The sequence below is a fragment of the Tsukamurella pseudospumae genome (assembly GCF_001575205.1).
GTDB lineage: Bacteria > Actinomycetota > Actinomycetes > Mycobacteriales > Mycobacteriaceae > Tsukamurella > Tsukamurella pseudospumae.
In genome coordinates, this window is record NZ_LSRE01000008.1 from 41,282 (window position 1) to 66,803 (window position 25,522).

Below are 25,522 nucleotides of genomic sequence, written 5' to 3' on the forward strand. Positions count from 1 at the left end.
CCTAGCCCGCACGTCGCCGCCGCCCGGCCGCCCCGGGCGCCCGTCCTCGGATCAGCTCGCGAGCTCGATCGACCCGCCGGGGATGGCGTCGATCAGCTTGCGCGTGTAGTCCGAGGTCGGGTTGTCGTACACCCGGTCCGTCGGCCCCTGCTCCATCACCTTGCCGCCGGCCATCACCAGCGTCTGGTGCGCGATCTGCTTGACCACCGCCAGATCGTGGGTGATGAACAGGTAGGTCAGGCCCAACTCCTTCTGCAGCCCCTCGAGCAGCGTCAGGATCTGCGCCTGCACCAGCACGTCGAGCGCCGAGACCGCCTCGTCGAGCACGATCACCTCGGGGTTGAGTGCCAGCGCCCGCGCGATCGCGACGCGCTGTCGCTGGCCACCCGACAACTCGTTGGGGTACCGGTGCATGGTGTCGTTCGGGAGTGCCACCATCTCGAGCAGTTCCTTCGCCCGGTCCACCCGCGAGTTCTTGTCGCCGACACCGTGCACCACCAGCGGCTCCGTGATGGCGCGGTAGATCGAGTACATCGGATCCAAAGAACCGTAGGGGTTCTGGAACACTGGCTGCACCCGCCGCCGGAAGGCCTTCGCGTCGGCACCCCGGATGGTGCGCACGTCCACCCCGTCGAATTCGACGGTGCCGCTGGTGGGCTCGAGCAGGCCGAGGACCATCTGCGCCACCGTCGACTTGCCCGAGCCGGACTCGCCCACGACGGCCGTGGTGGTGCCTCGCAGCATCGTGAAGCTCACACCGTCGACTGCACGGAAGTCGCTGCTCTGGAAGGGCATCGATCCGCGGATCGGGAAGTCCTTCACCAGGTTCGACGCCACCACGACCTCTGCCGGGCCGGGGGTCACCGCGTCGACGACGCCGTCCACCACCGACTCCAGCTCGACCTCGGCCTCCTTGACCATGGTCACCCCGGGCGCGTCCGTCACCACGTCGCCCACCGACGGTGCCTCAACCCTGCGGGCCGAGAGCGACGGTGCCGCGGCGACGAGTCGCTTGGTGTACTCGTGCTGCGGATCCTGCAGGATCTCCAGCGCCGGACCGGATTCCACGACGCGCCCCTTGTACATCACCACGAGATGGCTGGCCCGCTCGGCGGCGAGCCCCAGGTCGTGGGTGATGAGCAGCACCGCGGTCCCGAGTTCCTGCGTGAGCGACTCGAGATGGTCGAGGATCTGCCTCTGCACCGTCACGTCCAGGGCGGACGTCGGCTCGTCGGCGATGAGCAGCTTCGGCCGGCAGGCGAGGCCGATCGCGATGAGCGCGCGCTGCTTCATGCCGCCCGAGAACTCGTGCGGGTACTGGTTGACGCGCTTGTCGGGATCCTTCATCCCGGCCTCCGCCAGCAGTTCGATCGCCCGCTTCTTGGCGTCACCCTGCTCGGCGTTGTTCGCCTTGAGCGTTTCCCGGACCTGGAACCCGACCCGCCACAGTGGGTTCAGGTTCGTGTTCGGATCCTGCGGCACCAGGCCGATGCCGCTGCCGCGGATCTTCTGGAAGTCCTTCTCCGACGCCTTCGACAGGTCCTGGCCGTCGAACACGATCTGGCCTCCGGCCACCTTGCCGGTGCCCTGCAGCAGGCCCATCACGGCCGCTGCCGTCGTGGACTTACCCGAGCCGGACTCGCCGACGATGGCCACCGTCTGGCCCGGGTAGACCGTGAGGTTGGCGCCGCGCACGGCCTGCAACTGGCGATCCTGCACCCGGAACTCGACCACCAGGTCGCGGATCTCGAGGAGGGGTTTCGGTTGATCGACCATCAGCGGGTCCTCGCCTTCGGATCGAGCGCGTCGCGCAGGACGTCACCGAGCATCATGAACACGAGCACGGTGATCGCCAGCGCGGCGGCGGGGTAGAAGAGGATGGGCGTGCCCTCGCGGAGCAGATCCTTACCTGCCGCGATGTCCATCCCCCACGACACGGTGGTCTTCGGCAGGCCGATACCGAGGTAGGACAGCGTCGCCTCGGTGACGATGTAGATGCCCAGCGAGATGGTCGCGATGACGATCACGGGACCGAGGCAGTTCGGGATCACGTGCGTGAAGAGGGTACGAACCTTGGAGGCCCCCAACGACTTCGATGCGGTGATGAACTCCTCGTTCCGGATCGAGATGGCTGCCGACCGTGCGATACGGGCGATCTGCGGCCAGCTGAAGATCGCGAGTACCAGCACCACGGTGAAAATGGTGCGCCCCTTGATCATCTGCATGACGACCACTGCGGCGAGCATGAGCGGGATGCCGAAGAAGATGTCAGCGACGCGGGCGATCACGGAATCCAACCAACCGCCGTAGAACCCGGCGATCGTCCCCAGCAGACCACCGATGATCACCACCGCGATCGTCGTCAGCACGCCGACCAGGACGGACGCACGAGCTCCGTAGACGGTGCGGGTGTAGATGTCGTACCCGAGCTGATCCGTGCCGAACCAGTGCTCGCCGCTCGGTGGCAACAGGGAGCGATCGAGGGTTGCGTACTGCGGGTCCTGGTGCGCGAACACCCACGGGAAGAGCACGAAGAGCACGATCAGCGTCAACATGACCACGCACACCCAGAACAGCGGCTTGCGGCGCAGTTCCTTCCACGCGGTCTTCCAGAAGCCCGCGGGCTCGACGTCCTTCGCGACTGCGTCGACGGCGCCGACGATCACGTCCTCCGGAGCGGCGACGAATCGCTCCTGTCCGGGATAGGTCTTGTTGTCAGGCATAGCGGATCCTCGGGTCGAGGGCGGCGTAGAGCAGGTCGACCACCACGTTGGAGATCAGATAGATCAAGATGAGCACGGTGACGAACGAGACGACCGTGGGCGCCTCGCCGCGGATCACCGCCTGGTAGATGGTGCCGCCCACGCCGGGCACGTTGAAGATGCCCTCGGTGACGAGCGCGCCGCCCATCAGCGCACCGAGGTCGGCGCCGAGGAAGGTCACCACGGGGATCAGCGAGTTCCGCAGCACGTGCACGATCACCACGCGCCAGCGCGGCAGGCCCTTGGCGGTCGCCGTGCGTACGTAGTCCGCGGTGAGGTTCTCGGCCACCTGTGACCGGGTCAGCCGCACGACGTAGGCGAAGGACACGAGGCCGAGAACGATGCCGGGCAGTAGCAGGTGGTAGAAGTCCAGGTTGCCGCCGACGGTGACCGGGAACCACTGCAGCTTCACGCCGAAGACGTACTGCGCGATGAAGCCCAACACGAAGATCGGCACCGCGATCACGATGAGGGACACCGCGAGGATCGTGGTGTCGAACCACTTGCCCTTCTTCAGGCCGGCGAGCACGCCGAAGAAGACGCCGAGGACCGCCTCGACCGCGAGCGCGATGAGCGCCAGGTTCACCGTGACGGGGAACGCCCGCTTCATGACGTCCCACACCGGTTGCCCGGAGAACGACGTGCCGAAGTCGAGCGAGAACACGCCCTTGATGTAGTACCAGTACTGCACGAAGAAGTTCTGGTCCAGGTGGTACTGGGCGCGAAGGCCCGCGGCCACGTCCGGCGGCAGCTTCCTGTCGCCGCCGAGTGCCGCGATGGGATCATCGGGGACCAGGAAGACGAGCGCGTAGATGAGCAGGGTGGCACCGAAGAAGACGATCACCACCTGCCCGAGCCGACTCAGGAGATATCTCAGCATCGTCGGTTATCCCTTCGTCGTATTCGCGTAGTCGGCCTCGCCGTTCCAGGTCAGCGCGGACTGCACGCCCTCGCCCCGGGCACCCACCGCGAAGTAGTCCCACAGCGGGATGATCGGCAGGTCGCGCAGCAGGATCTCCTGCGCCTCGTTCGCGAGGCGGTTCGAGGTCGTCTGGTCCACAGCCTGCTCCGCAGCACGGATCTTGGCGTCGAACTCGGGATTGGCGTACACGGCGTCGTTCGAGCTACCCGTGCTCAGGTACTGCGGCCCGAGGAAGTTCAGCAGTGACGGATAGTCCGCCTGCCAGCCCGTGCGTGCTCCCGAGGTCAGCGACTTCGCGGTCACCTCGGTGCGGATCTGCTTGAAGGTGGCGTACGGCTTGGGCAACGCATCGATCCCGAGCGTGTTCTTGATCTGGTTGCACACCGCCTCGACCCACGTCTGGTGGCCGCCATCGGTGTTGTAGGCGAACTGGAACGAGCCCGTCCACGGGCGGATCGCATTCGCCTGCGCCCAGAGCTGCTTGGCCTTCTCGGGGTTGTACTTCACGTTCTCGTTCCCGGGAATGTCTCCGTTCCAACCCGGAATCGAGCGGGCGGTGAACTCCAGGGCCGGCTTGCGCGAACCGAAGAACACCTTGTCGATGATCAGCGGTCGGTTGATCGACATGGAGATGGCCTGACGACGCAGCCGTCCCTCTTCGTCGTACCTGAAGTGGTCCAGATACTCGGGGATGGAGAAGGCCTGCGTCTGCGCGGTCGACCGCTCCATCGCCCGATCTCCGAGCACCTTCTTGTACGAACGCTGAGCGCTCGGCGGGAGGATCTCCATGACGTCGAGGTTCCCCGACCCGAGGTCGGTGTAGGCGGCGTCCTGTGTGGCGTAGAAGATGAACGACAACCCGCCGTTCTTCGGCTTCTCCCCCTTGTAGTCGTCGTTCCGGACGAGGTCCGCCTGGACGTTGTGCCGCCACTGGGTGAGCTTGTACTGGCCGTTGCCGATCGGGTTCTGGCCGAACTTGTCCTTGCCCTCGGTGAAGAAGACGTCGGGCAGCGGCATGAACGGGTAGTGACCCAGGCCCAGCTTGAAGTCGATGTTCGGCTCGGTGAGATCGATCGTGAAGGTGTAGTCGTCCACCACCTTGAGGCCGCGCATGTCCTCGACCGCCGAGCCCTTCTTCGACACGTCCTCGAACCCGTCGATCGCGGCGAAGAAGTCCTGCTGCAGTTGGAGGTTCTTGACGTTGGCGCCGAAGTTCCACGCACGGACGTAGTTCGACGCCTTGACCGGCGTCCCGTCGGTGAACTTCCAGTCGCGCTTCAGTTTCACCGTGAAGTGCTTGTTGTCAGTGGTGTCGACCGCTTCCGCGTTGGCGAGCTCGAGCGCTCCGTCCGCCTTGTACTCGTACAGTCCGGTGAACAGCGCGCGGAGTATGCGGCCTCCCATCTGCTCGTTCGTGTTCGTCGGCACCAAGCCGTTCTGCGGCTCGCCCGCGAACGCCCGGATGATCGCGTTCTGTCCCGTCGTGTTGACGGACCTCGCGCCCTCCATGCTGCACCCCGACACCGCCAGGGTCGCGGCGACCGCCGTCGCGAGGATCGCCCGCGCCGCAGACCATCGCCTACTTCGTGTTCTCACTGTTACCTCCGCCTGAGTTGGCCATCTGGTGTTCAGCACTTTAAGACCGCTCGGGCTCGCTGTCCCGGTAACCGCCAGCACTGCTAACGGATCTGGACGCCCGACATCACCCGATCACCGTCGACCAGGTGCAACCGTCTGCAACCCCGCGTCCGGCACCGTCGATTTTCGACTTTCCACTGCCTCCCCTCCGCACGCTCCTTACGATTGACCCATGACTGATTCCGCTGCCGCCGCATACCCGCCGCCCGCTGAATTCGCAGCTCAGGCCAACACGCACGGTAGGGACTTGTACGACCGTGCCGAAGCCGACCGTCTGGGCTTCTGGGCCGAGCAGGCGAACCGGCTGCACTGGGACACGCCGTTCGACGAGGTCCTGGACTGGAGCGGCGCCCCGTTCGCCAAGTGGTTCGTGGGCGGCAAGCTCAACGTCGCGTACAACTGTGTTGACCGTCACGTCGACGCGGGCAACGGCGACCGCGTCGCCATCCACTGGATCGGCGAGCCCGGCGACAGCCGGGACATCACCTACTCCGACCTCAAGGACGAGGTCAGCCGCGCGGCCAACTACCTCGGCTCCCTGGGCCTGAACGCCGGCGACCGCGTGGCGATCTACATGCCGATGGTCCCCGAGGCCATCGTCGCGATGCTCGCCTGCGCGCGCCTGGGTCTGACGCATTCCGTGGTCTTCGGCGGCTTCTCCGCCGGCGCACTGCGCTCCCGCATCGACGACGCACAGGCCCGCGTCGTGATCACCACCGACGGCCAGTTCCGCCGCGGTAAGCCCACGCCGCTCAAGGCCAACGTCGACGAGGCGCTGGACATGGACGTCGACGGGCAGAAGGCGCAGTCCGTCGAGAAGGTCCTCGTCGTGCAGCGCTGCAAGAACGACATCGACTGGCACGACCGCGACGTGTGGTGGCACGAGAGCGTGGGGGCGGCATCGTCGGACCACACGCCCGAGGCCTTCGACGCGGAGCACCCCCTCTACCTGCTGTACACCTCCGGCACCACCGGCAAGCCCAAGGGCATCGTGCACAGCTCCGGCGGCTACCTGACGCAGGCCGCGTACACGCACTACTACCTCTTCGACCTCAAGCCCGAGAAGGACGTGTTCTGGTGCACCGCCGACATCGGCTGGGTCACCGGGCACACCTACATCGTGTACGGCCCGCTCGCGAACGGCGCCACGCAGATCATCTACGAGGGCACCCCGAACTCGCCGAACGAGCACCGGCACTTCGAGATCATCGAGAAGTACGGCGTCTCGATCTACTACATCGCGCCCACGCTGGTCCGCACGTTCATGAAGTGGGGCCGCGAGATCCCCGACGCGCACGACCTGAGCTCGATCCGCCTGCTGGGCAGCGTCGGCGAACCGATCAACCCGGAGGCGTGGCGCTGGTACCGCGGGGTGATCGGCGCCGGCAAGGCCCCCATCGTCGACACCTGGTGGCAGACGGAGACGGGCGCCGCGATGGTCGCGCCGCTCCCCGGCACCACGACGCTCAAGCCCGGCTCGGCGATGGAGCCCGTGCCCGGCATCAGCGCGAACATCGTCGACGACGACGGGAACAGCCTGCCCCGCGGCGAGTCCGGCCTGCTCGTGCTCGACCAGCCCTGGCCGGCGATGCTGCGCGGTATCTGGGGCGATCCGGAGCGCTTCGTGGACACCTACTGGTCGCGCTACGCCGATCAGGGCTGGTACTTCGCGGGCGACGGTGCGCGGTACGACGAGGACGGCGCCCTCTGGGTCCTGGGCCGCGTGGACGATGTCATGAACATCTCCGGCCACCGCATCTCGACCGCCGAGGTCGAGTCGGCGCTCGTGGGGCATCCCGCCGTCGCCGAGGCCGCGGTCGTGGGCGCCTCCGACGCGACGACGGGCCAGGCCATCGCCGCGTTCGTCATCCTGCGGCAGGGCGTCGACGACTCGGATCCCGCGCGCCTCGTCGACGAGATGAAAGCACAGGTGTCCAAGGACATCTCGCCGATCGCCAAGCCGCGCGAGATCAACATCGTGCCCGAGCTCCCGAAGACGCGGTCCGGCAAGATCATGCGCCGCCTGCTCCGCGACGTCGCCGAGGGCCGCGAGCTGGGCGACACGTCCACCCTCGTCGATCCGTCGGTGTTCGAGAACATCCGCAAGCAGAAGGGCTAGCCGAGGGCTGGCCCGGGACGCCGGAGGGCGGTAACGTCAGGCCACTGTGACGTCGCAACACGCGACCGCGGTGTCCGGGCCTACCGCCCTTCTCCGTTCCGTCCGGTCCATCGTCCTCCCGTACGCCCGCCTGACGGTGGCGGGCTTCCGCCAGCAGTCCACCTACCTGGGCGCGGCGGTCGCAGGCGTGTTCACCAACGCCGTGTTCGGGTTCATCAAGATGGCCATCCTGCTGGCGACGCTCTCCGGCGCGGGAGGCGCGGCCGGCGGGTACACCCCGCAGCTCATGGTCAGTTACATCTTCCTGTCGCAGGGCATGCTGACGGCGATCGGCGCGTTCGGCGGCGACGGTTCCCTGGCGGAGCGGATCCGGAACGGCGACATCGCCATCGACTTCCTGCGACCCGTCGACGTGCAGTTCGCCACGCTCGCGACGGCGATCGGTGGCGCGATCTACTCACTCATCCCGCGGGCGCTGCCACTCGTGGTGATCGGCGCGGCGACGTCCATGATGGCCTGGGCCGGCGAGGCTGCGGCGTACCCGCTCGGCGTGCTCAGCGTCCTCCTGTCGATCGTGCTCGCGCAGGCACTGCTGTACTGCGTACAGATCCTCGGCTTCTGGGTCGTGGACACCCGCGGCATCCAGATGTTCTACGTCGTCGCCGGCACCTTCCTCATGGGGATGTTCGTACCCGTCGGCCTGTTCCCCGGATGGCTCGCCCGGATCGCCGAGTACACGCCCTTCGGGTGGATCCTCATGCCGCCGTGCGACATCCTGTCCGGGCGTATCGACGCCGCCGCGGGGCTCACCGCCGTCGCGGTACAGGCGGGGTGGTCGGTGGCCGTCCTCGCGCTGGGGCACGCGCTGACCCTCGCAGGCCGACGGCGCCTGGAGGTGCAGGGTGGCTGACACCGCCCCCGCTCCCCGACCCGGGCCGCTGGCCCCGTACCGCGCCGTCCTGCTCTCGAGGGTCCAGGCCCAGGTCACCTACCGGGCCTCCCTCGCGATGGACCTGTTCTCCGCGTTGATCCTCGGCCTCGTCGAGCTGGCGGAGGTGTGGCTGCTCTTCCACAACGCCAAGGTCATCGGCGGCCTCACCTTCTCGGCCGTCCTCCTGGTCTTCGCGCTCGCCGATCTCTCGTTCTGCGCCGCGGACATCCTCTTCGGCCACCTCGACAAGCTGCCGCGCTACGTGCGCGCCGGCACCATCGACGTGTTCTACCTGCGGCCCCAGCCGATCCTGCTGCAGCTCATGACGAGCGACATCCGGATCCACCGGCTCACCCGCCCGGTCGTCAGCCTGTTCGCCCTCGGATACGCCCTCACGCACAACGGGATCGACTGGGGGCCGGGCACCGTGGGAATGCTGGCGCTGACGCTGGTGTGCGGGCCGATGATCTACGCGGCCGTCTTCGTCATCGCGGCGGGGTGCCAGTTCGTCCTCGTCAACGCCGCCGAGTTCACGAGCTCGTTCGTGTACGGCGGCCGGTACGCGGCCACCCAGCCGGCGTCGGTGTGGCCGGGAGCGATCAAGGCGACCTTCGGCTTCGTCCTACCGCTGGCGTTCACGGGATACCTTCCCGCGCTGTACGTCCTGGGCCTGCCCGGGCAGGGGATCTTCCAGCCCGGCGCGGCGTGGCTGCTGCCGGTGGTCACCGTGTGGGTGCTGGCCCTGGCGGGCGCGACCTGGCGGTTCGGACTGCGACACTACCGAGGAGCGGGCGGATGACCGGCGAACACATCATCGAGACGCGGGGCCTCACCCGCACTTTCGTCAAGCGCGGATGGAACGGCCGCACCACATCCGTCACCACCGCGGTCGACCACCTGGACCTGCGGATCGCCCCCGGCGAGTCCGTCGGCTACATCGGCGCGAACGGCGCCGGCAAGTCGACCACCATCAAGATGCTCATGGGCATCCTGGTGCCCACCTCCGGGACGGTGCGCACCGTCGGGCTCGATCCCCTGGCCCGGCGACGCGAGGTGGCCCGGCGCGTCGGTGTGGTCTTCGGGCAGCGCTCGCAGCTGTGGTGGGACCTGCCCACGGGTCGGTCGCTGGAGATCCTCGCTGCGGTGCACCGCCTGCCCGACGCGGTCGCGAAGGAGCGGGCGGGCCGACTGATCGAGCAACTGGAGCTCGGCGAGTACCTCGACCGCCCCGTGCGGCAACTCAGCCTGGGTGAGCGGATGCGCGCGGAAGTGGCCGCGGCGCTCTTGCATTCGCCGGACCTGCTCATCCTCGACGAGCCGACCATCGGCCTCGACGTCCTGAGCAAGCAGCGCCTGCGGGAGTTCCTCATCGCCGAACGCCGCGAGCGCGGCCTCACCCTCCTGCTGACCACGCACGACATGGGCGACGTGGAACGTCTCTGCGAGCGCATCCTCGTCGTCGATCACGGGCGCACCGCGTTCGACGGCACCCTCCCCGGCCTGATCGACGCCGTCGGCGCCGCACGGGTACTCGTGGTCGACCTGGACCGCCCCACCCCGGACCTGCAGGTCGACGGTGCCCGGCACCTCGCGAGCGAGGGCGGGGGCCTCCGGCAGCGGCTCGAGCTCACCGGCCCGCTTCCGGCGGTCCTGTCGGCGATCTCGGCGTGCTCGACGGTGCGCGACCTCACCGTCGAGGAACCCGACGTCGAGGACGTCGTCCGTCGGCTCTACGAGCGATCCCGGCCGAACACCTGAGCGCGCAGCGCATCGACCGGGTCGCCGCCCCGTGCGGGCGGCGGGCCCGCCTCGGGAATCCCCAGCGGCCCGGTCAGGTCCTTCTCCCACCGCGTCCAGTCGGTGACGGCCCAGCGCTCGGCGAGGGCCCACCGTCCGGCCCGGCGCTCGAACCGGTCCACGTAGCGCAGGCCCAGCGTCAGGTAGGCCTGCAGCTCCGCGCCGGGCGCGGACCAGTGCGTCGCGGTGCAGTAGGTCTCGACCACCGCCACGTCCCCGGACAGCTCGCACAGGTGGTTGCCCACCTGGTGGTGCGTGCCGCCCAGCGACTCGAGCTGCCCGCGCACCCAGGGCACGTACTCCTCGACGGGGCCGTCGAATCCGGTGTGGTGGTCGACCGCGCCCGGGTGATAGCAGGCGCGAACCGCATCGAGGTCGAGCCGGTCGATGCCCCGGCAGTAGCGCAGCACCACGTCGTGGATCTCGGTGCGGGCGAGCAGATCGTCGACGGTCATGGGCCCCAGTGGACCACGCGGGCGCGACCCTGTAGGCAGTAATCCATGGGCTTCACGCGCGAACAACTCCTCGCCTACTCCGATACGACGGTTCCCGACCTGATCGGTCCCGGCTGCCGGCTGCTGTTCTCGGGCATCAACCCCGGCCTCTGGACGGCCGCGACCGGGGCGCACTTCGCCCGGCCCGGCAACCGCTTCTACCCCGCGCTGTACGCCGCGGGGATCGTCGACCACCTCATCGACGCGTCCGACGGCATGACCTTCGCCGACCGGAACGTGCTGGTGGACGCGGGGATCGGCATCACGAACGTGGCGCCGCGGGCCACCGCGAAGGCGAGCGAGCTCACCGCCGAGGAGCTCCGGACCGGCGGCGAGGCGCTCGTCGAGCGCGTGTCGCAGGTGGCCCCGCGGATCCTCGCGGTACTCGGGATCACCGCCTACCGCACGGCCTTCCACGAGCCCAAGGCCGCGCCCGGCCCGCAGGACCGCACCATCGGCGACACGCAGGTGTGGGTGCTGCCGAATCCCAGCGGGCTCAACGCCCACGAGACCGTCGACACGCTCGCCGCGGCCTACCGCGCGGCCGCGGAGGCCGCGGGCGTCAGGATCCCGCCCGCTGCAGAGCGTCCGCCCGCACCTGGACCAGGGTGAGGTCGAGGAGGGGCGTCGCGACCCCCAGCTCCCGCGCGCGGACCGCGAGGTCGCCGAGGATCTGCTCGGCCTCATGGGGCAGGCCCGCCACGAGATCCCGGTAGAGCGAGGAGGTCATCGTCGAGTCGGCGTCCACGAGCGTCCCGACGGTCCGCTCGTGGGAGGCCGCGGGAACCGGGTGGCCGGCGGCCGCGGCCACCCCCTCGGTCTCGGCGATGAGCGCCCGCACCTGCGGCTCTCCGCCGGCGCGGATCACCGGGCCCGCCGCGCTGCGGAACAGGCAGCAGTCGATGCCGCTGGCGGCGATGAACGCCCACTTCGCCCACATCGCGCCGACGATGTCGTCCTCGACGGTGAGCCGGATCCCCGGCACGTCGAGGGCCTCGGCGACCGCGGGCGCACCGTCGCCGATGGTGATGGCGGACCAGTCGTTCATCTGGACCACGGCACCGTCGTCGAGGGTGGCGACGATCATCGCGAGCCCGCCGAGGACCCGGCTCCCGAAGGCCTGCTCGAGCCGGTCCACGTGGGCCATACCGTTGAGAACGGGCAGGACGACGGTGCCGTCCCCCACCGCGGGCGCGACATCGGCGATCGCGGCCTCGAGCGCGGGTGCCTTGACCGTGATCACCACGAGGTCGAAGGCTTCGGGCGCAGCGGCGAGCTCGTCCGCCGTGCGCACGCCGACGCGGAGCGTCCGGGTGCCGGACGGGTCCGTGAACCGGAGTCCATCGCGCCGCAACAGGGCCGCGCGGGCGGGCCGGACGAGGAAGGTCACGTCCCGCCCGGCCTCGATCAGGCGCGTTCCGAACGCGCCACCGGTCGCACCCGCACCGACGATCAGGATCCGCATGGATCAGACCCTATCGAGCTCCACGTCCCGCGTCTCGCGCATGACGACGAGCGCGATCAGCGTGGCCAGGCCTGCGATCGCGAGGTAGACGCCCACCCACGCGACGCCGTAGCTGTGTACCAGCCAGGTCGCGATGAAGGGGGCGATCGCCGCGCCGAGGATGGACGCGAGGTTGTAGGAGACGCCGCTGCCGGTGTACCGGACATTGGTCGAGAACAGCTCGGGCAGCACGGCGCTCATGGGGCCGAAGGTCAGGCCCATGAGCGTCAGTCCCACGATGAGCACCGTCAGCATCGAGCCCTGCGTGGTGCTCGCCGGGTCGAGGATCCACTTGAACAGCAGGCCGTAGACGATGATCGCGACGGTCACGACGATCAGGACGAGCCGGCGCCCGAACCGGTCCGCGAGCCAGCCGGAGACCGCCACGAAGACCGCGAAGAAGAGCACCGCGATCAGCTGCATCTTGAGGAAGTCGGTGAACGAGAAGGTCAGCTTGATACCGGACTTGTCCACGACCTTGCCCACGCCGTACGACGCGACCCACGTGGTCACCAGGTAGAACAGCGTGTACGTGGCGACCATGACGAAGGTGCCGATGATGAGCGGGCGCCACGCCGTGCGGAAGACCTCGCCGATCGGTGCCTTGACCTTCTTGCCCTCCTCGACCGCCTTCGCGAAGACGGGCGTCTCCGAGATCCGCAGTCGCACGTACAGGCCCACGATCACCATCACTGCGGAGAGCAGGAAGGGCACGCGCCAGCCCCAGGTCATGAAGGCGTGGCTGGTACTCGGATCCTTGGAATCGAAGTCGAGCACCTCCATGAGGATCAGGAAGACGCCGTTGGCCAGGAAGAAGCCGAAGGGAGCACCCAGCTGCGGCCACATCGCGGCCCACGCGCGTTTGCCCTTCTCCGCGGTCTCCGTCGCGAGCAGCGCCGCTCCCGACCATTCGCCGCCGAGCCCGAGTCCCTGGGCGAAGCGCATGAGTGCGAGCAGTCCGGGGGCCCAGTACCCGGCCACGGCGTAGGTCGGGAGCAGACCGATGAGGAAGGTCGCGACGCCCATCGTGAGCAGCGAACCCACGAGCGTCGCCTTGCGGCCGATCCGATCGCCGAAGTGGCCGAACAGGATCGAACCGAGGGGCCGCGCGGCGAAGGCCAGTCCGAAGGTCGCGAACGAGCTGAGCAGCGCCGCCGTGTCGTTGCCCTTCGGGAAGAACAACGTGGGGAAGACCAGCACTGCTGCGGTCGCGTAGATGTAGAAGTCGAAGAACTCGATGGTGGTGCCCACCATGGAGGCGACGACGATCCGACGGCGGTTCACGGGCCGGTCGGTTGCGGTCACGGTCATGAGCGCAGAGATTACCGTTCGCGAGGTGCACGACCGCGAGTGACCCGGATCACCGGGCGGCACTGGGGTAGGTTCGACGGATGACCGACGCACCGCCGCGGTTCACGGCCTCACGCGCATTGATCCGCTTCCTCCGCACCGAGACCGTCGGCGGCACAGCACTTCTCGTGGCCGCAGCCATCGCCCTCATCTGGGCCAACTCGCCGTGGTCCGGCGGCTACCTGCACCTCGGCGAGATCCACCTCGGCAGCGACGACTGGAGCGTCTTCGGCCAGAGCCTGCACCTGCGGCTCTCGCTCGCGGACTGGGCCAAGGACGGCCTGCTCGCGATCTTCTTCTTCGTGGCCGGGCTGGAACTCAAGCGCGAGTTGGTGGTCGGGGAACTCTCCACGCTGCGCGGCGCCGCGCTGCCCGTGCTGTGCGCGGTCGGCGGCGTCGTCGTCCCCGCGGTCATCGCCTTCACGGTCGCCCGCGACAATCCGCACATCGGCAGCGCGTGGGCCATCCCCATCGCCACCGACATCGCGTTCGCTCTCGGCATCCTCTCGCTCATCGGGTCCCGGCTGCCCTCGGGGGCGCGGGTGTTCCTGCTCGGCCTCGCCGTGGTCGACGACCTGATCGCGATCGCCGTCATCGCCGTCCTGTTCGCGGGGGACCTCCGCGCGGGCTGGCTCGCCGTCGCCGCCGCCGGCTGCGCGCTGTACTGGTTCGGGCAGCACCGTCGGATCTCCACGCCGTTCCTCTACGTCCCGATCGCGATCGTCGTCTGGGTGGCCATGTTGCAGTCGGGGGTGCACGCCACGATCGCGGGCGTGGCGCTCGGCCTACTCACCCGCGTGAAGCCGGACCCCGGCGAGCACTCGTCCCCGGCCGAACGGCTCGAGCACCGGATCCAGCCGGTGTCGGCGCTGATCTGCGTGCCGGTCTTCGCGTTCTTCGCGTCGGGCGTCGCGGTGAACGGCGCGGTGTTCCGCGAACTGTTCACCGACGACCTGGCGCTCGGCATCATGATCGGCCTGTTCGTCGGCAAGATCGTCGGCATCTCGGGCGCCAGTGCCCTGGCGGTGCGGCTCCGGCTCGCCGAGCGCCCCGAGGGTCTGGTGGGCCGGGACATCCTGGCGCTCAGCGTGCTCGGCGCGATCGGCTTCACCGTGAGCCTGCTGGTCGCGGAGCTCGCACTGCCCGCCGACGAGGCCGATCTCGCGAAGGCCGCGGTCCTGCTGACCTCCGTGGTGGCGTCCGTCGTCGGGTCCCTGCTGCTGCTCCGGCGTGGGAGGGTGCACGCGCATCCGTGACCTCTGGCACGATGACTACAACTAGAGGAGGACCACAGTGAGCTTGGACAGCACACCCACAGGCGGGACCCCGCGCACGCTCTCGGCGATCCCGCTCACCGATCCCAACGTGACCGCCTCCGGCGATCCGACGATCGGCAGCCTCGTGCGCGACGCATCGGCCCAGGTCTCCTCGCTGGTCCGCGCCGAGGTCGAGCTGGCCAAGGCCGAGACCATGCGGGACGTGAAGAAGGCCGCGACGGGCTCGGCGTTCTTCGCCGTCGCAGGCGTCGTCGCGCTGTACTCGTCGTTCTTCTTCTTCTTCTTCCTCGCGTGGCTGCTCAACGTGTGGCTGCCGATGTGGGCGGCCTCGCTCATCGTGTTCGTCCTGATGCTGATCGTGGCCGGCCTCGCGGCGCTCTTCGGCTTCCTCAAGGTGCGGAAGATCCGCGGCCCGCAGAAGACGATCGCCTCGCTCAAGGAGTCGCAGTCGATCCTCAAGGGCGACGTCGACCCGATGGCGGCCCTGAAGGGCGGCGCACCGTCGGGCGACGCCCGGCGCTGACCCGACGAGCCGAGGCGAGGAGAAGGTGACCAGCCCCGACCCGTCGAGCGTCCGGTTCGCCGGTCCCTGGGAGCACCTCGACGTCCGCGCCAACGGGATCCGGCTGCACGCCGTCGAGTACCGGCCGGACCCCGGTCCCCCTGCCGCCGATCGGCCACTCGTGGTGTTCCTGCACGGCTTCGGCGGCTTCTGGTGGAGCTGGCGGCACCTGCTGCCCCAGCTGCACGAGGCGGGCCACCGGGCGGTCGCCGTCGACCTGCGCGGCTACGGCGACAGCGACAAGCCGCCCCGCGGCTACGACGGCTGGACCCTGGCCGGCGACATCAGCGGCCTCATCCGCGCGCTCGGCCACACGTCCGCCGCCGTGGTCGGGCACGGCGAGGGCGGCCTGGGCTGCTGGGCCACGGCCACCCTGCACCCGCGGGTCGTCTCGGCGATCGCGGTGATCTCCTCGCCGCATCCGATCGCGCTCAAGCGCTCGGCCCTGCGCAACAAGGACCAGCGCTCGGCGATGCTCGGCCCGATCACCTTCGCGCAACTCCCCCGTGTCGCCGAGGACCGCCTGACCAGGGACGACGGCGCCGAGATCGGTGCCCTGTACGCCGCCCGCAGCGGCGCGACCTGGCGCCGCACCGCCGACTACGCCGAGGCGCTCACGCAGTACCGCAGCGCCATCCAGATCCCCGGCACCGCGCACAGCGCCCTCGAATACGCGCGCTGGGCCTGGCGCAGCCAGTTCCGGCCCGATGGCAGCCGCTTCCTCAGCAGCATGAACCAGCGGCTGCACATCCCGGTGCTCGCCTTCCGCGGCGAGGACGACCCGTACGTCCTGCCGCAGCCCGTGTACTCGAGCCACGACTGGGCGAACGACTACCGGGTGCGCGCGGTCGAGAACGCCGGGCACTACGCGCACGAGGAGGCGCCCGGCATCGTCGGGCCGCAGTTGGCGACCTTCCTCGCGGACCTGCCCGGGCCCCGCCTCCTGCCCTGAGCAGGCCCGCGGTCCCGCAGGCCGACGGTGCCGCGGCCCGGACCCGTGAGTCGGGCGCCGTCAGCGGTTGACGCAGTCCCCCGTCGAAACGCCTGCGGTGGCGGTACTGCCGGCCTGCAGCGCCGGCTCGACCTGCTTGGCGGTGAGCGCGAACGCGGTGTCGGCGTCGTCGACCGCGACGCCGAAGATCACCCCCACCACGTTGCCCTGACGGTCGAACATCGGCCCGCCGGAGTTGCCCGGGCGGACCTGCCCGCGCAGCAGGTAGACGTCGCGCCGGACCTGCGCGTCGCGGTAGATGTTGCGACCCTCGAGGGTCTGCTGGCTGCGCACGCGCGACGAGGACAGGGTCAGCGGCCCGCCGCCGGGGAAGCCGAGCACGAAGCCCGGATCGCCCGGCTTGGCGCCGTTGAACACGATCCGCAGCGGTGCGGCGTTCATGCCGGGCACGTTGAGGACCGCGACATCGGTCTGCGGGTCGAAGTAGACGACCTGCGCGCTGTACTTCTTGGTGCCGTCGACGGTGACCTGCACGCTACGAGTACCGGCGACGACGTGTGCGTTGGTGACCACGCGGCCGGCCGTCGAGACGAAGCCCGAGCCCTCGAGCGCGCGGCTGCAGGACGGGGCCTGGCCGTCGATGCGCACGACCGAGGAGCGGACCCGCTGGACGACGGGGTCGGTGAAGTCGACGCGGTCGGGGGCGTCGACGCTCACCACGGGAGTGTTCACGAACGGCCCCAGTGCCTGCGGCAGCCCGGAGTCGTCGATGATCGACGCGAACTTCTGCGGCAGCCCGTCGGCGCCGACCACCTTGGCGAAGCCGTTGACCTTGCCGAGCACGTACGAGCCGTTGACGGACCGCGCGATCTGCGGGGCGGCGGCGGTGGTGAGCGGGATCGCGACCAGCCACGCCGCCACCAGCAGCGCGCCCACCTGCACGACCGCGCCCACGCCGGAGTCCACCGTCCGCAGGCCGCCGTGCCGGATCGAACTGCGCACGGCGCGGCCGAGGACCATGCCGGACAGCTCGCCGATGATCACCAGGCCCGCGAGCAGGCCGACGCCGAGCACGACGCGCCCCGTCGGATTGTTCACCGAGTCGAGGACGTGCGGGGCCAGCAGGACACCCGCCGCAGCGCCCAGCACCACGCCGACGAACGCGAGCACCGAGGCCGCGGCGCCCTGGCGGTAGCCCGACAACGCCGCGAGCAGCATGAGCCCGACGACGACCACGTCGACCCAGGTCGATCCTGTCATCGGGCGTTCTCCTGCCAGGTCGCGGCGCGCGCCGCGGCGGCGCGCACCTCGTCGGTGAGTGGCCGCACGTCGTCGGTGTTCCACGGGCGTTCCCAGCCCGCGGAGCGGATCAGCGCGTTCACCAGGCCTCCCGTGAAGCCCCAGACCAGCATCGGCCCGGCCGCGAACGCCGGCCCGCGGTAGAAGGACTTGCGCACCATGAACCGGTGCGCGGGGTCGATGAGCTCCGCCAGCGGCACGCGGCGGACGAGCGCGGTCTCGCCCGGATCCACGACGCCCACCTCGGACGGCCGTGCGGCGTAGCCGATGACCGGAACCACGCGGAAGCCGGACACCGGCACCTCGATCGGGTCGAGCTCGGCGAGGATCTCGACGGAGTCGGGGTCCAGCCCGGTCTCCTCCCACGCCTCCCGCAGCGCGACCGCCACGTCGTCGGCGTCCCCCGGGTCCCGCTTGCCGCCGGGGAAGGCCACCTGGCCCGAATGCTGCCGCAGGGCCGACGCGCGCTGCGTGAGCAGCACCGTCGCGTCCTCGGGCGGGGTCGCGCCGGACGCGCCCGGGTCACCGTCGAACAGGATCAGGACGGACGCCGGACGCGGATGCTTCGCCCGTTGCAGCGCCGCGACGGCGCCGCCGCGCAGCCGGAGCTCGTCGGCGACATCGCCGAGATTGCCCAGCAGCGGGTCGAGCCACTGCGGCGCGCTCACAGGCTCACCCCGAGCTCGGTGCGGACCAGGGCGGCCACGTCGTCGGCGGAGGTGAAGGGTTGGGCGTGCACACCGGCAACAGTGCCATCGGAACGCAACAGAACGGTCACGGGGTAGGCGCGCGGGGCGCCGAGCAGCGCCGCGACGACGGCCTGCGGGTCCTGCACGGTGGGCAGCTTCACCTTCAGCTCGGCCAGGAGGTCCAGGCCCGCGACGGGATTCGGGTCGGCGTGCACGCCGAGCACCGTCAAGCGGTCACCGGCGCGCGCGGCGATCTCCGCGAGGGCGGGCAGCTCGACGCGGCACGGCCCGCACCACCAGGCCCAGACGTTGATGAGCGTCGGCCGGGCGGTCGGGGCCGCGAGGTCCACGGGCGCACCGTCGCCGAGGCAGCTCAGCGACAGGCCCTTCAACTGCACGGCGCCGACCCCGGCGGGGCACGCCGGCTGCGCCGCCCTCTCCCGGGCCTCCGCCAGTCGGCCGGGGCTCACGTCGGCCGACGGTGCCGCCCCCCGCGTCGGCGAGGTCGGCGCACCGTCGCCGCCCCGGGGCCAGATGGCGACGGCCAGGGCGACCACGACGACCGCGCACACCACGAGCCAGCGCACGCGCGCAGGGACGCGGCCGGGCCGCTCGCCCGGGAGCAGCGGGGCGGGCGTGGTCATCGACCCGCTCCGGCCTGCACGCGGCGCCGGCGGGGCGGGGGCGGCGCGATCTCCAGCAGATGGTCGCGCTCCGGGCCCTTGACCAGCTCCGCGGCCTCGACGGGGTCGATCGGGCCGGCGCCGAACGAGGGGCAGTCCTTGGCCAGGACACACACGCCGCACGCGGGCTTACGGGCGTGACAGACCCGACGGCCGTGGAAGATCACCCGGTGGCTCAGCAGGGTCCACTCCGCGCGCGGAATCAGCTCGCCCACGGCGTGCTCGATCTTCACCGGGTCCTGCAGCTCGGTCCACTCCCAGCGGTGCACGAGGCGGGAGAAATGCGTGTCGACGGTGATGCCGGGGACGTCGAAGGCGTTGCCCAGGATGACGTTCGCCGTCTTGCGGCCGAAGCCCGGGAGTGTCACGAGTTCCTTCATCGTGCGCGGCACCTCGCCGTCGAACCGGTCGACGAGCGCCTGCCCGAGCCCCATGATCGAGGTGGCCTTGTTGCGGTAGAAGCCGGTGGACCGGATGTACTCCTCGAGCTCCGCGCGGTTCGCCCCCGCGTAGTCGGCGGCCGTCCGATACCGGGCGAACAACGCCGGTGTGACTTGATTCACCCGGACATCGGTGCACTGCGCCGAGAGGATCGTGGCGACCGACAGCTCGAGCGGATCCGTGAAGTCGAGTTCGCAGTACACGTGGGGAAACGCGGTCGCCAGGGTCCGGTTCATCCGGCGGGCGCGCCGCACCAGCGCGAGGTGGGATTCCGGCTCCTGGGGCATGAGAATCGATTCTAACGACGACGACGTCACTCGTTCGTTGCCGTATCGAGACCTTGGCTGTGTTTACTGTCCGGCATGCAAGGATTGCTCGGGCTGCTGTTCCCGGTGGTGCTGATGCTGTTCGCATTGGCCATGGAGCGTATCGAGACGCGGGTGACCGCCGAACGTGCGGCACCGCCCGTCACCGGCGACGACGAGGTGCCCGATGTCGAGACGCTGGCGCGGATCGGGCTGCCCAAGGCCGTCGACAGCCTCGACCTCGACGGCGGCGCCGACCGACGGGCCAGCTGAGACCGCGCTCCTCGACCTGACGAGCCCTCGCCCAGCCCGCCTTCGCCGACTTCGCTACGGCATCGGACGGGCCGGATGTGGAACGCAGACGTGCCGTTCATCATGCGAACGGGTAATGTTCACGACAGACGTCTGTGCGATTTCCCACATCAGCGCGGAACGCTGCATAAACTCACACTCCAGGTCGCGGCGATCACCGCCTGCGACGGATGGTCGATCAAGGAACGAGGTACCCCGTGGACGAGGTCCTGGCGCGGGCCGGCATTTTTCAGGGTGTCGAGCCGGGCGCGGTCGATGCGCTCACCAAGGATCTGCACGAGGTCGATTACCCCCGCGGGCACGTGATCTTCAACGAGGGCGAGCCGGGTGATCGGCTGTACATCATCCTCGCCGGCAAGGTGAAGCTCGGCCGCCGCTCGCCGGACGGTCGCGAGAACCTGCTGTCGGTGATGGGCCCGTCGGACATGTTCGGTGAGATGTCGATCTTCGACCCGGGCCCCCGCACGTCGAGCGCCACCTGCATCACCGAGGTCCGCGCGATGACGATGGACCGCGAGGCGCTGCGCGCGTGGATCCGCGACCGGCCGGAGATCGCGGAGCAGCTGCTGCGCGTGCTCGCGCGCCGTCTGCGCCGCACGAACAACAACCTGGCCGATCTGATCTTCACCGACGTTCCCGGCCGTGTCGCCAAGCAGCTGCTGCAGCTCGCGCAGCGCTTCGGCACGCACGAGAACGGCGCCCTGCGCGTGACCCACGACCTCACGCAGGAGGAGATCGCGCAGCTCGTCGGCGCCTCCCGCGAGACCGTGAACAAGGCCCTGGCCGACTTCGCGCACCGCGGCTGGCTCCGCCTCGAAGGCAAGTCCGTGGTGATCACGGACAGCGAGCGTCTGGCCCGCCGCGCCCGCTGAGGCCTCGCGACCGCGAGGTCCCTGATCGAGAAATTGTCCGGTCATTCGTTCTCACGATCATTGAGACGAACGACCGGACATTTTCGTCCGCGGGGCGGCGCACGGCCCCCGCCGGCATCACGACGCGCTGCCCGCCCCTTCGAGCCTCGGTGCGTGTCGGCGACGACACGCCGAGGCGCCGTCGCAGAGGTGCACCCATGTCCGTTTCGGCACGGGCGGTCACGGTTGCACAGCCCCCGGACCGATACGGGGAACCGTGCCGCGGCCCTGCGGACCGGGCGCCTCAGCCCCGTTCGACGAGGTACCGCAGCTGGACCTTGACGGACATGCGCGCTGCCGGCCACGCCTTCTTGTCGACGTCGCGGTAGACGTGCTTGACGACCTTCATCGGCTTGGCCTCGGCCGCGCTCACGCCGAGCTCGTCGAGCGCGTCCCGGACCTGCTGCAACCGGTCCTGACGGTGCGCGGCGTACGCCGCGACGACGGGCCCCGCGTCCGGCAGGTCCGGGCCGTGGCCCGGCAGCAGGACGCGACCGGCGGCCACCGTCGACAGCGACTCCAGCGAGCCGAGGTAGTCGGCGAGGGTGCCGTCCGTGGCGTCGAGAACGGTGGTGCCGCGCCCGAGCAGCGTGTCGCCCGAGACGAGAGCCCCGGGGTCGCCCTCGGCACCGTCGACCAGGAAGCTCAGCGAATCGGCCGTGTGCCCCGGCGTGTGCAGCACCGTGATCCGCAGACCCGCGACCTCGATCACCTCGCCGCCGACGAGCGGCGTCGCGGTGTTGATGCAGTACTTCGGCGAGAAGGCGCGGATGGGGCTGCGCGTGAGCTCCTCCCACTTCTTGAGCCCGCCGGTGTGGTCCGCGTGCCGATGCGTCACGAGCGTCAGCGCGACGGTGCCCGCCGCCTTCGCGACCCGCTTGAGGTGCTTCTTGTCGCCCTTGGGGCCGGGGTCGACGACCACTGCCTCCTCGCGCCCGGGCGCCCGGAGGATCCAGGTGTTGGTGCCCTCGAGGGTCATCACCGACGGGTTGTCGCAGAGCAGCACCGCAGCGAAGGGCGTGACCTGCCGCAGCTTCCCCGGTGCGGGATGCTCGAGGGTCATACCTGGACCGTGAGCTCGACCTCGACGGGCGCACCCAACGGCAGCTCCGCGACGCCGACGGCGGACCGGACGTGCACGCCCGCGTCACCGAAGACCTCCCCGAGCAGGAGCGACGCACCGTTGACGACGGCGGGCTGACCCGAGAACCCTGGCGCGGAGGCGACGAATCCGGTGACCTTGACGACGCGCTTGACGTTATCGATGCCGACGAGCGCGTGCACGGCGGCCAGTGCGTTGAGTGCGCACTGGCGGGCCGCGGCCACGGCGGTCTCGACGTCCACGACACCCTCCGCGTTCTCGCTGACCTTGCCCTGCGCGAGCAGGGCACCGTCGACGAGCGGGAGCTGGCCGGACGTGTGGACCAGGTCGCCCACCTGCGTGGCCGGGACGTACGCGGCGAGCGGCGGCACGACCTCGGGCAGGACGATGCCGAGCTCGGCGAGCCGGGCGGACGCGGCGGTCACGAGAGCGGCCGCTTCATGTAGGCCACGTGCTGCTCACCGGTAGGGCCGGGGAGCACGGTGACGAGTTCCCAGCCATCGGAGCCCCAGGTGTCGAGGATCTGCTTGGTGGCATGGGTCAGCAGGGGGATGGTGGAGTACTCCCACGTGGTCTTCTCGCTCATGGCCTCACCCTATCCACCTCCCGGTCAGCGCGATAGGCGCGATCCCTACAGCGGTGCAGAACGTGTTCTCGGTCGCATTGCGCGGGGAGGTTCACGCTATCGGCCCGGACGTGCAGGGCGGTATGGATATGCTCCGGTCGTGGTGGTGAGTGAGGCGGGCCCCGGCGGGGTCGCGCAGGACACGGCGGCGGCATGGCCCGAGGGGCTGCGGGATTCCCGGCTGCACTTCGTGTCCGGCAAGGGCGGGACCGGCAAGTCGACGGTGGCCGCGGCGCTCGCGCTCGCGCTGGCCGAGCGCGGTAAGAAGGTCCTGCTGATCGAGGTCGAGGGCCGCGCCGGCATCGCCCCCACCTTCGAGCTCGGCGAACTGCCGCCGACGGAGACGAAGATCGCGACCGCCGGTACCGGCACCGTCTTCGCGCTCCCGATGGACGTCGAGGCCACCTTCCTCGACTACCTCAAGACCAACTACGGCATGGGCCTCGCGGCCCGCGCGCTCAAGTCGATCGGCGCGATCGAATTCGCGACGACGCTGGCGCCCGGCCTCAAGGACATCCTCATCACCGGCAAGATCATGGAGTGCACGCAGCGCCGTGACCGTGACGGCCGGTACGCCTACGACGCGATCGTCGTGGACGCGCCGCCCACGGGCCGGATCGGGAAGTTCCTGGACGTGACGCGGGCGATGAAGGAGATCGCGAAGGCGGGCCCGATCGCAGGCCAGGCGGACCGGGTGGTGCGCCTGCTGCACTCCCCCGACACCGTCGTGCACCTGGTGACGCTCCTCGAGTCGCTGCCGATCCAGGAGACCGCGGAGGCCGCGCGGGAGCTGCGCGAACTCGATCTCACGGTCGGCGCGGTCATCGTCAACCGGACGCTGCCGCAGCTCCTCGACGCCGACGAGCTGCGCGCCGCCGCGGACGGCACCGTCGACGGCACCGCGGTCCGGGCCGCGCTCGACGGTGCCGGGCTCGCCCTGTCCGACGAGGATCTCGCCGGGTTGCTCACGGAGACCATCCAGTTCGCGCGAACGGTCGACGGGCAGGACGAAGCGCGCGCGGACCTGCGGGCGATCGATGTCGCAGGCCGGTTGGAGCTGCCTCTGCTGACCGGCGGGGTGGACCTGCGAGGCGTCCGCGAACTGGCGGGTGCACTGGAAGAGGCGGGGGTCCGATGATCGGCCTGGAACTGGGTCCGCAGCTGGTGGATCCGGGTACCCGCGTGGTGGTGTGCTGCGGCTCCGGCGGCGTGGGCAAGACGACGACGGCCGCGGCGATGGCGCTGTGGGCGGCCGAGCAGGGGCGTCGCGTGGTGGTGCTGACCATCGATCCCGCGCGCCGACTGGCGCAGGCGCTCGGCGTGGCCGACCTGACGAACGAGCCGCAGGAGGTGGACGTCCCCGGCGACGGCACCTTGCACGCGATGATGCTCGACATGAAGCGGACCTTCGACGAGATGGTCACCTCGAACGCGGATCCCGCACGCGCGCAGGAGATCCTGAACAACCCCTTCTACCAGACCGTGGCCAGCTCGTTCTCCGGAACGCAGGAGTACATGGCGATGGAGAAGCTTGGCCAGCTCACCGCCGACGAGCGCTGGGACCTCGTGGTGGTGGACACGCCGCCGTCGCGCAACGCCCTCGATTTCCTGGACGCACCGAAACGGTTCGGCTCCATGCTCGATTCGCGCCTGATGGGGCTCATCGCGGGCCCCACCCGCGGCTTCGGCCGGCTGGTCTCGGGCGGCATGGGGATCGCGCTGAAGCTGGTCTCGACCATCGTCGGCAGCCAGATGCTCTCGGACGCTTCCGGATTCGTCTCCCAGATGGACACGCTGATCGGCGGCTTCCAGGAGCGCGCGGATCGTACCTACGCGATGCTCGCACGGCCCAGCACGCGTTTCGTAGTGGTCGCCTCACCCGAGGAGGACACGCTGCGGGAGGCCACCTACTTCGTGGAGCGCCTCGCGGGCGAGTCGATGCCGCTCGCCGGCCTCATCGTCAACCGCACGCATCCCGGACTGGCCGCGGTCCCCGTCGAGGCCGCCCGCGCCGCGTCCGGCCGGCTGGGGCCCGACGGCGCCGCCCGCACCGCCGAGGCCGTCCTCCGCGTGCACGCGTGGCGTGCGGAGATCGCGGCGCGCGAGGTGCAGGTGCTCGGGGAGTTCGTGCGACGGTGCCCGACGGTGCCGGTGGTCGGCGTGCCCTCCCTGCCCTTCGAGGTGGCCAACCTGGAGGCGCTGCAGGCCGTCGCCGAGCAGATCGTCGGCCGAGTTCAATAGCTGGACAAACGAAAGGGCCCCGCACCGTCGAAGGTACGAGGCCCTGATACCTCCCGCCGGGAGGCGGGGAGTCAGCCGGCGACGACGCGCTTGCGATCGCGCTGGGCTTCGAAGAAGGCGCGCCAGCTGGTGACCTCGGGGTGCTGGCGGAGGAGGGCGCGGCGCTGGCGCTCCGTCATACCGCCCCAGACGCCGAACTCGACGCGGCTGTCGAGCGCGTCGGCACCGCACTCGAGCTGGACCGGGCAGTGACGGCAGATGGTCGCGACCTTGCGCTGGGCGGCGCCACGGACGAACAGCTCATCGGGATCGACGTCACGACACTTGGCCTTGGAGACCCAAACCAGGCGATCCTCGTCGTCGACCAGAACCCGTGCACTTGTCATGTGACATCCCCTTTCGCGTGTCGTGGTCCCGACCTCCCCTCGGTCCTTCCCGGAGGTGTACGGGGGGCCGATCGAGGTGCTCACCACATCGTCTGCAATAGTGTTACCTGAATCACACGGAGGAAACAAGTCGGGGACCGAGGTAAATCGGAACAGTGGTCCAAGAAAATCTGTACGCCCGTACCGATGCCCTGGTCGGCGCGTCGGGACCCCGGAATCG

At 69.8% G+C, this 25,522-nt stretch carries 27 protein-coding genes; 12 read left to right on the forward strand and 15 right to left on the reverse strand.

Annotated features, from left to right (window positions below):
* Positions 1–51: 51 nt before the first annotated feature.
* Genes AXK61_RS05430 through AXK61_RS05445 form a run of 4 tightly spaced genes read right to left on the reverse strand, consistent with a single transcriptional unit; the run spans position 52 to position 5,280 of the window.
* The gene (locus AXK61_RS05430; RefSeq protein ID WP_068744192.1) at positions 52–1,776 is read right to left on the reverse strand and encodes a dipeptide ABC transporter ATP-binding protein; all 1,725 of its coding nucleotides are present in this window, start codon (positions 1,774–1,776) and stop codon (positions 52–54) included.
* Positions 1,776–2,723 carry an ABC transporter permease gene (locus AXK61_RS05435; protein WP_068744194.1) on the reverse strand — a complete coding sequence of 316 codons (948 nt, stop codon included), beginning with the start codon at positions 2,721–2,723 and terminating at the stop codon, positions 1,776–1,778. The genes AXK61_RS05430 and AXK61_RS05435 overlap by 1 nt, the downstream gene beginning before the upstream one ends.
* A complete protein-coding gene (locus AXK61_RS05440; RefSeq protein ID WP_068744196.1) occupies positions 2,716–3,642 on the reverse strand; it encodes an ABC transporter permease in 927 nt (308 codons plus the stop codon). Before AXK61_RS05440 ends, AXK61_RS05435 begins: the two co-directional genes overlap by 8 nt.
* A gap of 6 nt (positions 3,643–3,648) precedes the next feature.
* On the reverse strand, positions 3,649–5,280 hold the full coding sequence (locus tag AXK61_RS05445; protein WP_331710550.1) for a peptide ABC transporter substrate-binding protein: 1,632 nt from the start codon (positions 5,278–5,280) through the stop codon (positions 3,649–3,651).
* 214 nt (positions 5,281–5,494) lie between these two features.
* Between AXK61_RS05445 and acs the strand changes: the two genes are divergently transcribed.
* The 4 genes from acs to AXK61_RS05465 are packed head-to-tail and all read left to right on the forward strand — an operon-like array spanning position 5,495 to position 10,130.
* Positions 5,495–7,441 carry an acetate--CoA ligase gene (gene acs, locus AXK61_RS05450; protein ID WP_068744200.1) on the forward strand — a complete coding sequence of 649 codons (1,947 nt, stop codon included), beginning with the start codon at positions 5,495–5,497 and terminating at the stop codon, positions 7,439–7,441.
* Positions 7,442–7,487: 46 nt separating this feature from the next.
* Entirely contained in the window at positions 7,488–8,351 is an 864-nt protein-coding gene (locus AXK61_RS05455) for an ABC transporter permease (protein WP_082789226.1), read from the forward strand.
* Positions 8,344–9,171 carry an ABC transporter permease gene (locus AXK61_RS05460; RefSeq protein WP_068744202.1) on the forward strand — a complete coding sequence of 276 codons (828 nt, stop codon included), beginning with the start codon at positions 8,344–8,346 and terminating at the stop codon, positions 9,169–9,171. Before AXK61_RS05455 ends, AXK61_RS05460 begins: the two co-directional genes overlap by 8 nt.
* The gene (locus tag AXK61_RS05465; protein ID WP_068744204.1) at positions 9,168–10,130 is read left to right on the forward strand and encodes an ABC transporter ATP-binding protein; all 963 of its coding nucleotides are present in this window, start codon (positions 9,168–9,170) and stop codon (positions 10,128–10,130) included. The genes AXK61_RS05460 and AXK61_RS05465 overlap by 4 nt, the downstream gene beginning before the upstream one ends.
* Here AXK61_RS05465 and AXK61_RS05470 read toward each other — a convergent pair.
* Positions 10,103–10,624, reverse strand: a complete 522-nt coding sequence (locus AXK61_RS05470) for a nuclear transport factor 2 family protein (protein ID WP_068571334.1) — start codon at positions 10,622–10,624, stop codon at positions 10,103–10,105. The two genes, AXK61_RS05465 and AXK61_RS05470, sit on opposite strands and share 28 nt — an antisense overlap.
* Before the next feature lie 45 nt (positions 10,625–10,669).
* Here AXK61_RS05470 and mug point away from each other — a divergent pair, with 45 nt between their 5' ends.
* Positions 10,670–11,275 carry a G/U mismatch-specific DNA glycosylase gene (gene mug / locus AXK61_RS05475; RefSeq protein WP_068744206.1) on the forward strand — a complete coding sequence of 202 codons (606 nt, stop codon included), beginning with the start codon at positions 10,670–10,672 and terminating at the stop codon, positions 11,273–11,275.
* On the opposite strand, the gene AXK61_RS05480 is transcribed toward mug, so the two are convergent.
* Together AXK61_RS05480 and AXK61_RS05485 are read right to left on the reverse strand one after the other, a co-directional pair.
* On the reverse strand, positions 11,226–12,128 hold the full coding sequence (locus AXK61_RS05480) for a 2-dehydropantoate 2-reductase (RefSeq protein ID WP_068744207.1): 903 nt from the start codon (positions 12,126–12,128) through the stop codon (positions 11,226–11,228). The genes mug and AXK61_RS05480 overlap by 50 nt on opposite strands.
* A gap of 3 nt (positions 12,129–12,131) precedes the next feature.
* The gene (locus AXK61_RS05485) at positions 12,132–13,478 is read right to left on the reverse strand and encodes an MFS transporter (protein ID WP_068571337.1); all 1,347 of its coding nucleotides are present in this window, start codon (positions 13,476–13,478) and stop codon (positions 12,132–12,134) included.
* Positions 13,479–13,558: 80 nt separating this feature from the next.
* Here AXK61_RS05485 and nhaA point away from each other — a divergent pair, with 80 nt between their 5' ends.
* From nhaA to AXK61_RS05500, 3 genes are read left to right on the forward strand one after another with little or no spacing between them, the layout of a single operon-like run.
* Positions 13,559–14,773, forward strand: coding sequence for a Na+/H+ antiporter NhaA (gene nhaA, locus AXK61_RS05490; protein WP_068571338.1), 1,215 nt, complete (start codon positions 13,559–13,561; stop codon positions 14,771–14,773).
* A 37-nt stretch (positions 14,774–14,810) separates the two neighbouring features.
* Positions 14,811–15,317 (forward strand): phage holin family protein, encoded by a 507-nt coding sequence (locus AXK61_RS05495; protein ID WP_068571339.1) that lies wholly within the window; start codon positions 14,811–14,813, stop codon positions 15,315–15,317.
* 25 nt (positions 15,318–15,342) lie between these two features.
* Complete coding sequence (locus tag AXK61_RS05500) at positions 15,343–16,308, forward strand: alpha/beta fold hydrolase (protein WP_068571340.1); 966 nt, start codon at positions 15,343–15,345, stop codon at positions 16,306–16,308.
* Between the two features lie 60 nt (positions 16,309–16,368).
* Here the strand turns inward: AXK61_RS05500 and AXK61_RS05505 are convergent, their stop codons facing one another.
* The 4 genes from AXK61_RS05505 to nth are packed head-to-tail and all read right to left on the reverse strand — an operon-like array spanning position 16,369 to position 19,707.
* The gene (locus AXK61_RS05505) at positions 16,369–17,568 is read right to left on the reverse strand and encodes a MarP family serine protease (protein ID WP_068571341.1); all 1,200 of its coding nucleotides are present in this window, start codon (positions 17,566–17,568) and stop codon (positions 16,369–16,371) included.
* A complete protein-coding gene (locus tag AXK61_RS05510) occupies positions 17,565–18,275 on the reverse strand; it encodes an NUDIX hydrolase (RefSeq protein WP_068571342.1) in 711 nt (236 codons plus the stop codon). Before AXK61_RS05510 ends, AXK61_RS05505 begins: the two co-directional genes overlap by 4 nt.
* Positions 18,272–18,940 (reverse strand): TlpA family protein disulfide reductase, encoded by a 669-nt coding sequence (locus AXK61_RS05515; protein WP_068744209.1) that lies wholly within the window; start codon positions 18,938–18,940, stop codon positions 18,272–18,274. Before AXK61_RS05515 ends, AXK61_RS05510 begins: the two co-directional genes overlap by 4 nt.
* Complete coding sequence (gene nth / locus AXK61_RS05520; RefSeq protein WP_139057902.1) at positions 18,937–19,707, reverse strand: endonuclease III; 771 nt, start codon at positions 19,705–19,707, stop codon at positions 18,937–18,939. Before nth ends, AXK61_RS05515 begins: the two co-directional genes overlap by 4 nt.
* Positions 19,708–19,782: 75 nt before the next feature.
* On the opposite strand from nth, the gene AXK61_RS05525 reads away from it, so the two are divergent.
* Positions 19,783–19,998, forward strand: coding sequence for a hypothetical protein (locus AXK61_RS05525; protein ID WP_139057903.1), 216 nt, complete (start codon positions 19,783–19,785; stop codon positions 19,996–19,998).
* Positions 19,999–20,234: 236 nt separating this feature from the next.
* Positions 20,235–20,909, forward strand: a complete 675-nt coding sequence (locus AXK61_RS05530) for a Crp/Fnr family transcriptional regulator (protein ID WP_068571345.1) — start codon at positions 20,235–20,237, stop codon at positions 20,907–20,909.
* A 283-nt stretch (positions 20,910–21,192) separates the two neighbouring features.
* On the opposite strand, the gene AXK61_RS05535 is transcribed toward AXK61_RS05530, so the two are convergent.
* The 3 genes from AXK61_RS05535 to AXK61_RS24850 are packed head-to-tail and all read right to left on the reverse strand — an operon-like array spanning position 21,193 to position 22,636.
* Positions 21,193–22,011 (reverse strand): MBL fold metallo-hydrolase, encoded by an 819-nt coding sequence (locus AXK61_RS05535; protein WP_068571346.1) that lies wholly within the window; start codon positions 22,009–22,011, stop codon positions 21,193–21,195.
* Positions 22,008–22,475, reverse strand: coding sequence for a RidA family protein (locus AXK61_RS05540; RefSeq protein WP_068744211.1), 468 nt, complete (start codon positions 22,473–22,475; stop codon positions 22,008–22,010). The genes AXK61_RS05535 and AXK61_RS05540 overlap by 4 nt, the downstream gene beginning before the upstream one ends.
* Positions 22,472–22,636 (reverse strand): DUF4177 domain-containing protein, encoded by a 165-nt coding sequence (locus AXK61_RS24850; protein ID WP_139057904.1) that lies wholly within the window; start codon positions 22,634–22,636, stop codon positions 22,472–22,474. The genes AXK61_RS05540 and AXK61_RS24850 overlap by 4 nt, the downstream gene beginning before the upstream one ends.
* A gap of 139 nt (positions 22,637–22,775) precedes the next feature.
* On the opposite strand from AXK61_RS24850, the gene AXK61_RS05545 reads away from it, so the two are divergent.
* Both AXK61_RS05545 and AXK61_RS05550 read left to right on the forward strand, forming a co-directional pair.
* Positions 22,776–23,813 carry an ArsA family ATPase gene (locus AXK61_RS05545; RefSeq protein ID WP_414929989.1) on the forward strand — a complete coding sequence of 346 codons (1,038 nt, stop codon included), beginning with the start codon at positions 22,776–22,778 and terminating at the stop codon, positions 23,811–23,813.
* Positions 23,810–24,916 carry an ArsA family ATPase gene (locus AXK61_RS05550; RefSeq protein WP_068571348.1) on the forward strand — a complete coding sequence of 369 codons (1,107 nt, stop codon included), beginning with the start codon at positions 23,810–23,812 and terminating at the stop codon, positions 24,914–24,916. The genes AXK61_RS05545 and AXK61_RS05550 overlap by 4 nt, the downstream gene beginning before the upstream one ends.
* Positions 24,917–24,987: 71 nt before the next feature.
* Here the strand turns inward: AXK61_RS05550 and AXK61_RS05555 are convergent, their stop codons facing one another.
* The gene (locus AXK61_RS05555) at positions 24,988–25,302 is read right to left on the reverse strand and encodes a WhiB family transcriptional regulator (protein ID WP_068571349.1); all 315 of its coding nucleotides are present in this window, start codon (positions 25,300–25,302) and stop codon (positions 24,988–24,990) included.
* Positions 25,303–25,522 lie beyond the last annotated feature (220 nt).